The organism is Enterococcus sp. 7E2_DIV0204 (assembly GCF_002140855.1).
GTDB classification, from domain to species: Bacteria; Bacillota; Bacilli; order Lactobacillales; family Enterococcaceae; genus Enterococcus_L; species Enterococcus_L lemimoniae.
This window is the reverse complement of record NZ_NGKY01000001.1, coordinates 827,863-840,319: the sequence shown is the minus strand read 5'-3', so window position 1 is coordinate 840,319 and position 12,457 is coordinate 827,863. Positions and strand designations below refer to the sequence as shown.

Genomic DNA, 12,457 nt, shown 5'->3' with positions numbered 1-12,457 from the left:
CTATAATTATCGCGGGGTGGAGCAGTCAGGTAGCTCGTCGGGCTCATAACCCGAAGGTCGTAGGTTCAAATCCTGCCCCCGCAATTGCTTTTGAATAATATTTAAGAGCAAGGCAATAAAGTAGTGACGCAATACTTACTATTGGTTTGGTAGTTCAGCTGGTTAGAATGCCTGCCTGTCACGCAGGAGGTCGCGGGTTCGAGTCCCGTCCAGACCGTTATTATTATATTTTTTGGCGCAGTAGCTCAGTTGGTAGAGCAACGGATTGAAGCTCCGTGTGTCGGCAGTTCGATTCTGTCTTGCGCCATTTCAAAGAAGAAGCATGCGGGTGTAGTTTAGTGGTAAAACCACAGCCTTCCAAGCTGCCGTCGCGAGTTCGATTCTCGTCACCCGCTTTTTTCTTTAAGGGCCTATAGCTCAGCTGGTTAGAGCGCACGCCTGATAAGCGTGAGGTCGATGGTTCGAGTCCATTTAGGCCCATAATTTCAAAAGGCCCGTTGGTCAAGCGGTTAAGACACCGCCCTTTCACGGCGGTATCACGGGTTCGATTCCCGTACGGGTCATGTTTACAAAACATTTTGCGTATAGCTTGATGTTTTTTTTGTTTTTTTTAAATATTTTTATGAAAACGTTGACATTGCACTTATAATGGGGTATTCTATGCTTGTACACAACAAGTGAATAAATGGATAGTGATTGTTTAAATACAAGCTAAACCTAATTTTTCCAATGAAGAGGAAATTCTTCTTTTTTGGAAAGGTTGGGTTTTTCTTTTTTTACAATTAAAGGAGTTAAGTGTGAAGAAGGGAGCGAAAAGATGATTATTCAAAAAATTTTGAATAATAATGTTGTGATTACGTTGGATGACCATAAACAAGAGCAAATCGTGATGGGACGTGGTATAGCGTTCAAAAAAAAAGTTGGAGATTTTGTTCCAGAGGCAATGGTAGATCAAGTATTTCGATTAGCCAATCAAGATACATCACTGAAGTTCCAAGAATTGCTAGGAGATCTTCCCATGGAGGTAATGCAGCTTTCAGATGAAATTATCAAGTATGCCAAAACTAAGCTTGGAAGGAAGTTAAATGATACAATCTTTATTTCTTTAACTGACCATCTTCATACAGCGCTAGAAAGAATGCGACAAGGAATTGAAGTGAAGAACTTTTTATTATGGGATATAAAACGTTTTTTTTCAGATGAATATTTTATTGGTACTAAAGCAATTGAAATGGTCAAAGAAAAATTTGACGTTCAATTACCAGAGGATGAAGCTGGCTTTATTGCATTACACTTAGTTAATGCAGAGATGGATGAAGAAGTAGGGAACGTTTATGAGCTGACAAAAATCATGCAAGAAATCACGAATATCGTGAAGTATCATTTCAAAATTACCTTCAATGAAGATTCTGTTTATTTTTATCGTTTTAGTACTCATTTAAAATTTTTTGCTTATCGCCTATTAAATCATAAAGAATTTCATGATGAAGATGATGGAGAATTATACGAAGTAATCAAAAAAAAGTATTGCAATGCATACACTTGTGTAAATAAAATTGGTCATTTTTTGACGGAAAGTTATGCTTATACTATTTCTAAGGAAGAGAAAATGTATTTGATCATTCATATCGCGCGAGTAATACAGACAAATAGTTAGCAAGATTGTTAAATCTTAGCATAGATCAATCATAAGATGAAAGGTGGACAGATGAGTTGATAAACAGAGAAAGACCCCTTGGATAGTGACATTAAGTTGGCTAAACCTTCAAATGTAATGTATTTATAAAAACTAAACTTTGGAGGAACAAAAAATGGGAAAATATCATGATTTAGCACAGAAAATTGTTGATAACGTAGGTGGAAAAGAAAATATTAATAGTTTAACACATTGTATTACACGTCTGCGCTTTAAGTTGAAAGATGAATCAAAAGCAAATGATGATGTATTGAAAAACATGGATGGTGTTGTCACCGTAATGAAAAGTGGCGGACAATATCAAGTTGTCATTGGTAATCATGTACCAGCTGTTTATGAAGATGTTGTAAGCATTGCTGGGATTTCAGCTGATGCTGAACAAGAATCTTCTGGCGGTAATCTTTTCAATCGTTTAATTGATATTCTAAGTGGATGTTTCCAACCTTTCTTAGGAGCACTTGCTGCCGCTGGTATGGTAAAAGGCTTAAATGCTTTACTTGTTTTCTTGAAATTATATTCTGCTACTTCTGGAACTTATACAATGTTAAATGGCATTGGCGATGCGATCTTCTACTTCATGCCAGTGATTTTGGGGTATACAGCTGCTAGAAAATTCAATTTGAATCCGATGGTAGGGATTGTGATCGGTGCATCCCTTTGTTATCCAACAGTTCAAGGTGGCGCCTTACAAGCGGCTTTTGAAACGACTGCAGGAGCAGGAGCTGCTGCTCCTTATAGTTTATTGGGTTTACCTGCATATACTACGTTTTTAGGAATTCCTTGGGTTGGTGCTGGATATACAAGTAGTGTAGTACCAATTATTTTCATTGTAGCGTTTGCAGCTCAAATCCAAAAGCTCTTCAAGAAACTTATTCCTGAAGTTGTTCAAACATTTTTGGTACCATTCTTTGTGCTATTGATTGCATTACCAATTGGCTTTTTAGTAATTGGTCCAATCATCAGTATGCTAACTGATTTACTAAGTGCTGGTTTCCAAGCGTTGATGGGCTTCTCACCTGCATTATATGGCGTTATTCTTGGCTTCTTCTGGCAAGTATTGGTTATTTTTGGTTTACATTGGAGTGTTGTGCCGCTTGCAATCATGCAAATCACTCAAGAAGGAGCAAGCCAAGTATTAGTGGGTTCTTTTGCTGCAAGTTTTGCACAGACTGCTGTAGTTATGGCGATGTTCTTTAAATTGAAAGACACAAAAATGAAAGCATTATGTCCACCAGCAATCATTTCAGGAATTTTTGGTGTAACTGAACCAGCAATCTATGGTATTACTTTACCTAAAAAGACACCATTCATTTTTTCAATGATCGGTGCTGCTGTAGGTGGATTATACTTGATGATCAAGGGTGTAACCTCTTATACAATGGGTGGTTTAGGTATTTTCGGAGTTCTAAACTTTATCAACGGTGACGATGCGAGTGGTGTTGTTCATTCATTTGTTGCTATTCTAATCGCAATGGTTATCGGTTTTGCATTAACATTCTTCTTCTGGAAAGATAGTACTGTCGTAGAAGACATAACAGAGAATAAAAAAGCACAAAAGGCAATCAAAGAAGCCGTTTTAAGTCCGGTTAAAGGTCGTGTATTACCATTAAGTAAAGCAAGTGATCAAGCCTTTGCTCAAGGTGCTTTAGGTAAAGGTATTTTGATTGAACCTACAGAAGGTGTGGTTAGAGCACCATTTGATGGAACTGTAATGACCTTGTTTCCAACGTTACATGCAATTGGTTTGATTTCAGATCAGGGGATGGAGCTATTGATTCATATCGGGATGGATACGGTTCAGCTAGATGGAAATGGTTTTGAAGCAAGAGTGGCTCAAGGAGACAAAGTTAAAAAAGGTCAAGTGTTAGTTACATTTGATATTGAAGCGATCAAAGCGGCTGGATATAGTGTGGAAACGCCAGTTATTGTGACAAATACAGCTGACTATTTAGATATTGTAGAAACGCAAGAGCGTGAAGTGACTTCAAGCGATACTTTAATTACTGGATTGATTTAAAAAAATAATGGAAAATGACTTGCAGTGGAATAAGTTAAACTCTGCTGTAAGCTTTGTATAGAAAGGGATTTTGACATGTCATTTAGAAAAGACTTTTTATGGGGCGGCGCAACCGCAGCGAATCAATGTGAAGGGGGCTATAACGAAGGTGGTCGCGGCTTAGCGAACGTAGATTTAGCACCAGTCGGACCAGATCGTTTTCCAGTGATCACTGGCGAGAAAAAAATGTTTCATTTTGATGAAGAACATTTTTATCCAGCACAAAATGCGATCGATATGTACCACCGTTATCAAGAAGATATTGCCTTGTTTGGCGAAATGGGCTTTAAAACCTATCGTTTATCGATTGCGTGGAGTCGTATTTTCCCATTAGGTGATGAAACAGAGCCAAATGAAGAAGGCTTGAAGTTCTATGAAGATTTGTTCAAAGAATGCCGCAAACATAACATTGAGCCTCTTGTAACCATTACTCACTTTGATTGTCCAATGCATTTAGTGGAAAAATATGGCGCATGGCGCAGTCGTGAGTTGGTTGGCTTTTATGAGAACCTATGTAACGTGATTTTCAATCGTTATAAAGGCTTGGTTAAATATTGGTTGACATTCAATGAAATCAATATGATCTTACACGCACCCTTTATGGGCGCAGGTCTTTATTTTGAAGAAGGCGAAAACAAAGAACAAGTGAAATATCAAGCGGCACATCATGAATTATTAGCAAGTGCGATCGCAACGAAAATTGCGCATGAAGTTGATCCTGAAAACCAAGTCGGCTGTATGTTAGCGGCAGGAACCAACTATGCTTACACTTGTAAACCAGAAGACGTTTGGGCAGCTCGTAAAGCGGATCGCGAAAACTTCTTCTTTATCGATGTTCAGTCGCGTGGGGAATACCCTGCGTATGCGTTGAAAGAATTAGAACGTGAAGGCATCGAATTGCCAATTAAAGACGGTGATTTAGAATTATTGAAAGAACACACAGTAGACTTTATTTCATTCTCATACTACTCATCACGTGTTCAATCAACTGATCCAGCAGTTAACGAACAAACAGCCGGTAATATCTTTGCCTCAGTGAAGAATCCTTATTTAGAAGCAAGTGAATGGGGTTGGCAGATTGATCCGCTAGGCTTACGGACAACGATGAACGACTTGTATGACCGTTACCAAAAACCATTGTTTATCGTGGAAAACGGCTTAGGTGCGGTGGATATACCAGACGAAAACGGCAACGTGATTGATGATTACCGCATCGAATATCTAGCGGCACACATCCAAGCAATGAAAGATGCCGTGGAACTTGATGGCGTCGATTTACTAGGCTATACAACGTGGGGCTGTATCGATTTAGTGTCAGCTGGAACAGGGGAAATGAAAAAACGTTATGGTTTTATCTATGTGGATCGTGACAACGAAGGCAATGGCACTTTGAAACGTTCGAAGAAAAAATCATTTGACTGGTATAAAAAAGTTATTGCGACTAATGGAGAAGATTTAACGAACGCATAAATAGGGGGAAATCAAATGAAAAAAGCAGTAAAACTGTTAGGTGTTTTAATGTTAGGTTTATTAGTAGTTGCAGGATGCGGTAATGGCAATGCTAAAAAAGAGGAAGCATCAGCTGCTAAAAAAGCACCAGAAGAATTAACCTTGTATATTGTCCGTCATGGGAAAACAATGCTTAATACAACTGATCGTGTTCAAGGTTGGTCAGATGCAGTCTTAACGAAAGCTGGTGAAGAAGTCGTCACAGCGGCAGGAGTTGGCCTAAAAGATATTGAGTTTCAAAATGCATACAGTAGTGATAGCGGTCGAGCGATTCAAACAGCCAATTTGATTGTAAAAGAAAGTGAAAAATCATCAGATTTAAAAGTTATTACGGATGAACGTTTAAGAGAATTTAACTTCGGCACCTATGAAGGTGATTTGAATCACACTATGTGGCAAGATATTGCAGACGATCAAGGCGTTACGCTAGAAGAATTCATGAAAAATATGACACCAGAATCATTTGCCAATAGTGTGGCAAAATTGGATGCTAAAAATGTAGAAGAAGCGAAAGTCAATTGGCCCGCTGAAGACTACAAAACGATCACTACACGATTGAAAGCTGGGCTAGATGATATTGTTGAAAAAGAAATGAAAAACGAAGGTTCAGGTAATGTACTGATTGCCTCTCATGGACTAAGTATTTCAGCACTGTTAGCAACATTATTTGACGATTATAAAATTCCAGAAGGTGGCTTGAAGAACGCCAGTGTTTGTACTGTAAAATATAAAGATGGAAAATATACGTTAGATAAAGTCAATGATTTAAGTTATGTGGAAGCAGGGAAAACTAAATAGTGAGAATGAACCGGAACCGATAAATCAAGCTTGGTTTCAATCTCATTTACATAAAATTCGATCAAAGAGCCATTTTTGATCGGATTTTGTGTATAATAAGAACAAAAAGAAGGAAAAGGGACTAAACTATGGTAACTATTACAAATTTTCGTGATATTGGCGGTATTAAAAACAAAGAAGGAAAACAAGTTAAAAAAGACGTTTTTCTAAGATCAGGTGAATTATCTAAACTTACAAAAGAAGATGAACAACGTTTAGAAACAACCTATCGTTTAGGCAAAATCATTGATTTAAGAAGTGAAGCAGAAGTAGAAGAAAGACCAGATATGTCTGTTCCAAAAACAGAGTACATCCATATCGACATTTTAGAAGATATCCAAGATGAAGGAGCTTCAATCAGTGACTTTGTCAAAATTGGTTCTCCAGAAAAATCAGCATCCTACATGGAAAAATTATACGCGGATATTGCATTGAACACGACTGCTCAAAAAGGATACAACAAATTTTTTGAAGAGATCTTAGCGTTACAGCAACAAGAAAGTATTTTATTTCACTGTTTTGCAGGGAAAGACCGCACTGGGATTGCTGCATTATTAGTATTGGAAACGTTAGGCGTACCGAGAGCGGCGATTTATCAAGATTATTTATTAACAAATGAGTTACGAAAAAAAGAAAATGCGGAAATTTTAGAACAAGCAAAAAAAGCTGACTTAGAAGCACAAAATTTAGAAGCTTTACATGTAGCTTTGAATGTGGATAGTCGTTATTTAGATAACTTTTATCAGACGGTGGAAGCGCAATATGGTGATATCTCAACCTATTTAAAACAAGCAATCAACATTGACAAAGTGACGAAAGATACGTTGAATCAACGCTTTCTTTTAGATTAAACTAACTAGTAAGAAGAGGGACTTATGACGACAAAAAATCAGCACGTTGAATTATTGAACCGTTGTATTGAAATTTCGCAAAATGCTCGTGAACATGGAAATACGCCTTTTGGTGCATTATTGGCAGATAAAGAGGGGAATATTCTTTTAGAGCAGGAAAATATCGAAATCACAGAAAAAATCTGTACAGGTCATGCTGAGACAACGCTAGCAGCAAAAGCTTCTCAAAAGTACAGCAAAGAATTTCTATGGGAGTGTACTTTGTATACAACAGCAGAGCCTTGTGCAATGTGCACAGGAGCAATCTACTGGGGAAATATCGGTTCAATCGTGTACGCAATGACCGAAAAACGGTTATTAGAATTAACGGGTGATAATGAACAAAACCCAACCTTTGATTTACCATCAAAAGAAATACTAAGTCACGGGCAAAAAAATATTCAAATTATTGGGCCATTTCCAGAAGTTGAGCAAGCGGCAGCCGCTGTTCATCAAGGCTATTGGGATTGAAAAAAGGAGGAATCATTTGTTTTGCTGAATGATCCTCACTTTTTTTATTCGCAATACAATAAAAAAAATAAAATGTCAGAATTTTCAAAAATATCATTGACATATCTTGTAGATAAGGCAATAATAGATAAAATCACCTATAAAACCAACAAAGGAGTGACTTTAACAAATGCTTATCAAGCCCTCATTGCCTCAAGAAATGACGATTTTCTTTGATGCAGAAAATCAACCAAATGAAAATGTTCAGATGGGTGTGGTAATCTTACAGCCAGGGGAGAAAAGACCATTAGAAGGATTCGCTAGACACGATCAAGATGAATATTCTTATGTGGTCTCAGGCGAAGCACACACTATTTTAGAAGACGGTCAGGATCTGGTAGGTAAACCTGGCGATGCTCAACTGATAGAAGCAGGAGAAGGACATATCAACTATAATGACGGGGAACAAGCGGCAGTTGTCGTTTGGATGTTAGTTGAGCGCCTATAATAAAACATAAGGGAGAAGCGTATGAAAAAAGTAATTAAACCGTTCATTGGACTAACATTAGTCGTGATGTTCGTTTCGGGATGTTCAGGCAGTACAAAAACAAAAGAAACACAGGAAACAAAACCATTAAATTTAATGTCGCCTTCAGAGCTGACGACATTAGATACATCCGTAATGCTAGATTTTCCAGATGCGATCGTGCAAACAGCAGCGTTTGAAGGTTTGTACGCATTAGATGATAAAGATCAATTAATTCCAGCAGCCGCAAAAGCACTGCCAGAAATTTCTGAGGATGGTAAAACGTATACAATCAAATTAAGAGATGATGCCAAGTGGAGCAATGATGACCCTGTAACAGCTGCAGATTTTGAATATGCTTGGAAAAAAATGATCGATCCTAAAAATGGGTTCGTTTATAGCTTTTTAGTGGTTGATACGATCTTAAATGCGGAAGAGATCTCCGCTGGTAACAAGCCGGTAGCTGAGCTTGGTGTAAAAGCCCTTGACGATCACACGTTGGAAGTAAAATTAAAAGAAGCAAAACCATATTTCACTTCAGTTCTTGCTTTTCCAACTTTTTTCCCGCAAAATCAAAAATTTGTTGAGAAAATGGGTGCAGACTACGGAACAACTAGTGAGAACGTTGTTTATAATGGCCCATTTGTTGTAGAAAATTGGAAACAAACTGACTTGAACTGGGATCTAAAGAAAAACGAAAAATATTGGGATCAGTCAAATGTGAAATCTGATAAAATCCATTATGAGGTAGTCAAAGAAGCATCGACTGCGTTGAATTTATTTGAAGATGGACAGCTGGATGTGGCAACAGTTACAGGTGAACTTGCCAAACAAAATCAAAGCAATCCTGATTATCACTCCTATCCAACTGCAACGATGAACTATATTCGGTTAAATCAAAAACGCAAGGACAAAGATACGCCGCTAGAAAATGAAAACCTAAGAAAAGCTTTAGCTCTTGGAATCGATAAAGAAAACTTAGTCAATAATATTATCGCAGATGGTTCAAAGCCGCTATATGGTGCAGTTACTGAAGGGTTTGTCAGCAATCCTGAAACAGGTGTGGATTTCAGAAAAGAAGCTGGCGATTTGATGATGTACAATAAAGAGGAGGCCCTAAAATATTGGGAATTAGCCAAAAAAGAATTAGGAGATAACATTACTTTAGATTTAATGATCACAGATGATGGCTCGTATAAAAAAATGGGTGAAAGTCTTCAAGGAAGTCTAGAAAAACTATTTTCAGGATTAACGATCAATGTTACAGCGTTACCTACGGAGACAGCATTGAATCTTAGCCGAGAAAGTGACTACGATATGTTCTTGATTTATTGGACACCAGATTATCAAGACCCAATTTCAACATTGAATATGCTGCGGACAGGAAACGATCGTAATTATTCAAATGCGAAATATGACGAGTTATTAGATGATGCTTCACAAAAATACGCTACTGATTTAGAAAAACGTTGGGAAACACTGATTGCAGCTGAAAAAGAAGGCATTGAAAATACGGCAGGAATGATAATTATCAGCCAAAATCAGCAATCTGTTTTACAGGGTGAACAAGTCAAAGGGTTGAATTATCATACTTTTGCAGCACCGTTGACACTAAAAAACGTTTATAAAGAAACAAAATAATCTAACCAAAAAAAGTCTTTCAAAAAGAAAGGCTTTTTTTGGTCAAATTAATGTATGGAACCGGCAGAACAAGGTATGATAGGTTTATAAGTAAATATAAAGGAGTAGAGACAGATGACAAAGCAAAATCATAACAACACAATACTGCTAAAAAATGTAGAAGAAGAAATTCGTTTTTTTATTCTTAAGATACGTCCAGATCTAACTGTCGATTCAAAAATTACTTTTCCTGAGCTACTAAACTATCGATTAGATTACATAAAACAGATGATATCAACTGATTCAGGAAAAATGGAAGAACTAAATGAAACAATCGTTAAAAGTATTAAAGAAAACACTACGATTACCGATAAACTAAATCCTCCAGCAGAAAAAAAGCTGACAACTGGGCAAAAAATGGCAGATGGGATTGCGAAGTTTGGTGGAAGTTGGCCGTTTATTTTCATTTTTATCATAGTATTAGCTACCTGGATCATCATTAATTCTACGATGATTTTTTTTAAACCATTTGATCCATATCCCTATATTTTACTTAATTTAGCGTTATCTTGCTTAGCTGCAATCCAAGCACCGATTATCATGATGAGTCAAAATAGGCAAGAGCAAAGGGATCGGGCCGAAGCAAATAACGATTATCAAATCAATTTGAAATCAGAAATAGAAGTCAATTTACTACATGAAAAAATGGATTATTTGATCGATAGCCAATGGCAACACTTAGTACAAATGCAGAACATGCAGATTGAGCTGTTAGGAGAACTACAGGAACAAATCAATGAATTAAATGATAAGAAATGAGGTGATAGGAATGAGTAGAAAAATTGAGGTGATACCACCTCAGAAAATTTGGTTAAAGCAATTTGAACAAGAAAAAAGCCTCTTAGAAGAAATTTTTACGAAGCAAATAATCGCTATCCATCATATTGGCAGTACAGCAATCAAAAATATCCAAGCAAAACCTGTTATCGACATCTTATTAGTTGTGAAAAAGATTCAAAACATCGACAATTACAATCAGGTGATGACTAAAAACGGATATGAGTGTCTAGGTGAAAATGGTCTTTTAGGTCGACGTTTTTTCAGTAAAGGTGGAGATAATAGAAGTCACCATCTCCATATTTTTCAAGATGGAAATCCAGAAATTTTACGGCATTTGTTATTTAGAGACTATATGAATAGCCATGTGGAGGCTGCAAAAACCTACAGTCAACTAAAAATAGAATTAGCCAATAAATTTCCAGAGGATATTGAATCATATAGTGCTGGTAAAGATGAATTTATTAAGAATATCGATCAACAAGCAGAAAAATGGAATGCTGCCCGGAGTGAACAGCTTTAGATGCCATGGGAATAGAATGATCAGCAAAAGAATTTTCAAGTCATAATATTTGAGAAATAAAGATCAGCCATCTTTTAGTAACACTATAAACAAAAATAAACGATAATGATTATTTTTTGAGCATTATTGTTTTATCTAAATGGATTACTGTGTATAATTCTCCTAGTAAGACACTCCGTGTAAAAAAATATGAACTAACTATTTTTAGGCAATAATAATAGATCAAGTTTATAAAATAATATAAAAAATAATCTTGTACAAATGATGAAAAAAAAATAAAAACAGCGCAAATCCCTTGTAAACACTGGGGGATGGGCTGTTTTTTTTGTTTAAAGTCGAAAAAAAATTGATATAGGAATGAAAAAAATGACAAAAAAACTTCGTTTTAATAGCATATTACTTGATATAAGAGATTGAGAGATACTATAATGAACATAAGTCAGTGGTTTTAGCTGCTTAGTTATGGGAGGAGAGAGCATTATGTTCAGTTATACAGATATGATTTTGTCAGTAATGCAACGAGTTGAAGTCTACAATGAGATTTTTAATGCCATTTCTAAGGAAGTCCAAGAGAACAGCTGTAGTCAAGCTATTAATAGAAGAGGGAAAGATACTTATATATTTTGCCGAAATAATGTTAATCGGTTCTTTATAGAAGAAGCAAGTTTCAGAAAAAACTTAGTATTTTATGGCGAAAAAGAAGCAACAAAAATTTTGTTAGAAGGTTTAGATACCTATAAAGAAGGAATCTACTTTTGGCTAGAAGCTTTAAATGACAAATGTGAAGTGATCGATGAATTTAAATACACACACGGATTGAACAGTACGGAGAGTTCATTTAGATTGATCAATCAAGCATGTAAAGAGGCTTGCGGTGGTATTCAAAGTGCACATAGTGTACATAAAATGTAGATAGAAACGGTTATTGAATAAGTATTATTTTTTTGAAATAAAATAGTGTAGTTGACAGAATCAGCATAGAAATAATTAATAATTAATTTTTATTTTTTTATATTGTAATTTTAAATTTTTTATTTGATAGTATATTAAATACCAAGATGATCATTTAGTTCATCTTGGTATTTTTTTGTTTACAAAGTGAGGACTCGAATTTTTGAATTAGAGTATCTAAAGCTCGGTCTATTTCAGCGGTATTATCATCATTTCTTGTTAACAATAGTGGTGGAGAAGAATGCATATCAATAAATTTTGTTCCAATTGGCGCCGATTTTATGAGAGATACTATAATTTTAGGATGAGCAATTGAGTCACCACAAGGGCCAGCTACCAAATAGGCTAACTCTATTGTATCGTCATCAATCGTTCTAAGGCGATAATAACCATCTATAATAAATTTTTTTTCATCACCAAAAAGGGTCATAAGGTTATCAAGCTTCTTTTTTCTATTCATTATCTCGCTCCTTTGTAATTATTATAACACATCCATTTAAATAGGAAGTAATCATTAAACGATATTATAAATAGCTATTTTACTTAATAGATAATATAAAAC

Annotated in this window: 12 protein-coding genes and 6 tRNA genes; 17 read left to right on the top strand and 1 reads right to left on the bottom strand. The window is 36.0% G+C overall.

Annotated elements, in window-relative coordinates:
* Window positions 1-10: 10 nt before the first annotated feature.
* The 17 genes from A5819_RS03975 to A5819_RS03895 all read left to right on the top strand — a co-directional run bounded on the left by A5819_RS03975 (window position 11) and on the right by A5819_RS03895 (window position 11,856).
* Window positions 11-84: transfer RNA gene (locus A5819_RS03975), tRNA-Met, on the top strand.
* Window positions 85-143: 59 nt separating this feature from the next.
* A tRNA-Asp gene (locus A5819_RS03970) sits at window positions 144-217 on the top strand.
* Between the two features lie 17 nt (window positions 218-234).
* A tRNA-Phe gene (locus tag A5819_RS03965) sits at window positions 235-307 on the top strand.
* Between the two features lie 17 nt (window positions 308-324).
* Window positions 325-395, top strand: a tRNA-Gly gene (locus A5819_RS03960).
* An 11-nt stretch (window positions 396-406) separates the two neighbouring features.
* Window positions 407-480 (top strand) — tRNA-Ile (locus tag A5819_RS03955).
* Between the two features lie 11 nt (window positions 481-491).
* A tRNA-Glu gene (locus tag A5819_RS03950) sits at window positions 492-563 on the top strand.
* Window positions 564-817: 254 nt separating this feature from the next.
* Window positions 818-1,657, top strand: a complete 840-nt coding sequence (gene licT, locus A5819_RS03945; protein WP_086281849.1) for a BglG family transcription antiterminator LicT — start codon at window positions 818-820, stop codon at window positions 1,655-1,657.
* A gap of 154 nt (window positions 1,658-1,811) precedes the next feature.
* Window positions 1,812-3,713 carry a beta-glucoside-specific PTS transporter subunit IIABC gene (locus A5819_RS03940; RefSeq protein ID WP_086281734.1) on the top strand — a complete coding sequence of 634 codons (1,902 nt, stop codon included), beginning with the start codon at window positions 1,812-1,814 and terminating at the stop codon, window positions 3,711-3,713.
* 75 nt (window positions 3,714-3,788) lie between these two features.
* Window positions 3,789-5,222, top strand: coding sequence for a 6-phospho-beta-glucosidase (locus A5819_RS03935; RefSeq protein ID WP_086281735.1), 1,434 nt, complete (start codon window positions 3,789-3,791; stop codon window positions 5,220-5,222).
* A 15-nt stretch (window positions 5,223-5,237) separates the two neighbouring features.
* Window positions 5,238-6,059: a histidine phosphatase family protein gene (locus tag A5819_RS03930; protein WP_086281736.1), complete on the top strand. Its 822-nt coding sequence runs from the start codon at window positions 5,238-5,240 to the stop codon at window positions 6,057-6,059.
* Between the two features lie 128 nt (window positions 6,060-6,187).
* Window positions 6,188-6,949 carry a tyrosine-protein phosphatase gene (locus tag A5819_RS03925; RefSeq protein WP_086281737.1) on the top strand — a complete coding sequence of 254 codons (762 nt, stop codon included), beginning with the start codon at window positions 6,188-6,190 and terminating at the stop codon, window positions 6,947-6,949.
* Between the two features lie 24 nt (window positions 6,950-6,973).
* Window positions 6,974-7,459, top strand: coding sequence for a nucleoside deaminase (locus A5819_RS03920; protein ID WP_086281738.1), 486 nt, complete (start codon window positions 6,974-6,976; stop codon window positions 7,457-7,459).
* A gap of 169 nt (window positions 7,460-7,628) precedes the next feature.
* A complete protein-coding gene (locus A5819_RS03915) occupies window positions 7,629-7,946 on the top strand; it encodes a cupin domain-containing protein (protein ID WP_176271353.1) in 318 nt (105 codons plus the stop codon).
* A 21-nt stretch (window positions 7,947-7,967) separates the two neighbouring features.
* Window positions 7,968-9,605: a peptide ABC transporter substrate-binding protein gene (locus A5819_RS03910; RefSeq protein WP_086281739.1), complete on the top strand. Its 1,638-nt coding sequence runs from the start codon at window positions 7,968-7,970 to the stop codon at window positions 9,603-9,605.
* Between the two features lie 114 nt (window positions 9,606-9,719).
* Window positions 9,720-10,403 carry a DUF1003 domain-containing protein gene (locus tag A5819_RS03905; RefSeq protein ID WP_086281740.1) on the top strand — a complete coding sequence of 228 codons (684 nt, stop codon included), beginning with the start codon at window positions 9,720-9,722 and terminating at the stop codon, window positions 10,401-10,403.
* A gap of 10 nt (window positions 10,404-10,413) precedes the next feature.
* Window positions 10,414-10,944 (top strand): GrpB family protein, encoded by a 531-nt coding sequence (locus A5819_RS03900; protein ID WP_086281741.1) that lies wholly within the window; start codon window positions 10,414-10,416, stop codon window positions 10,942-10,944.
* A gap of 480 nt (window positions 10,945-11,424) precedes the next feature.
* On the top strand, window positions 11,425-11,856 hold the full coding sequence (locus A5819_RS03895) for a hypothetical protein (protein ID WP_086281742.1): 432 nt from the start codon (window positions 11,425-11,427) through the stop codon (window positions 11,854-11,856).
* Between the two features lie 154 nt (window positions 11,857-12,010).
* On the opposite strand, the gene A5819_RS03890 is transcribed toward A5819_RS03895, so the two are convergent.
* Window positions 12,011-12,355 carry a hypothetical protein gene (locus A5819_RS03890; RefSeq protein WP_086353017.1) on the bottom strand — a complete coding sequence of 115 codons (345 nt, stop codon included), beginning with the start codon at window positions 12,353-12,355 and terminating at the stop codon, window positions 12,011-12,013.
* Between the last annotated feature and the right edge of the window lie 102 nt (window positions 12,356-12,457).

Excerpts from the sequence above, each read along its gene's own strand:
- licT (WP_086281849.1), top strand. The coding sequence starts at position 818 with ATGATTATTCAAAAAATTTTGAATAATAATGTTGTGATTACGTTGGAT.
- A5819_RS03940 (WP_086281734.1), top strand. The coding sequence starts at position 1,812 with ATGGGAAAATATCATGATTTAGCACAGAAAATTGTTGATAACGTAGGT.
- A5819_RS03935 (WP_086281735.1), top strand. The coding sequence starts at position 3,789 with ATGTCATTTAGAAAAGACTTTTTATGGGGCGGCGCAACCGCAGCGAAT.
- A5819_RS03930 (WP_086281736.1), top strand. The coding sequence starts at position 5,238 with ATGAAAAAAGCAGTAAAACTGTTAGGTGTTTTAATGTTAGGTTTATTA.
- A5819_RS03925 (WP_086281737.1), top strand. The coding sequence starts at position 6,188 with ATGGTAACTATTACAAATTTTCGTGATATTGGCGGTATTAAAAACAAA.
- A5819_RS03920 (WP_086281738.1), top strand. The coding sequence starts at position 6,974 with ATGACGACAAAAAATCAGCACGTTGAATTATTGAACCGTTGTATTGAA.
- A5819_RS03915 (WP_176271353.1), top strand. The coding sequence starts at position 7,629 with ATGCTTATCAAGCCCTCATTGCCTCAAGAAATGACGATTTTCTTTGAT.
- A5819_RS03910 (WP_086281739.1), top strand. The coding sequence starts at position 7,968 with ATGAAAAAAGTAATTAAACCGTTCATTGGACTAACATTAGTCGTGATG.
- A5819_RS03905 (WP_086281740.1), top strand. The coding sequence starts at position 9,720 with ATGACAAAGCAAAATCATAACAACACAATACTGCTAAAAAATGTAGAA.
- A5819_RS03900 (WP_086281741.1), top strand. The coding sequence starts at position 10,414 with ATGAGTAGAAAAATTGAGGTGATACCACCTCAGAAAATTTGGTTAAAG.
- A5819_RS03895 (WP_086281742.1), top strand. The coding sequence starts at position 11,425 with ATGTTCAGTTATACAGATATGATTTTGTCAGTAATGCAACGAGTTGAA.
- A5819_RS03890 (WP_086353017.1), bottom strand. The coding sequence starts at position 12,355 with ATGAATAGAAAAAAGAAGCTTGATAACCTTATGACCCTTTTTGGTGAT.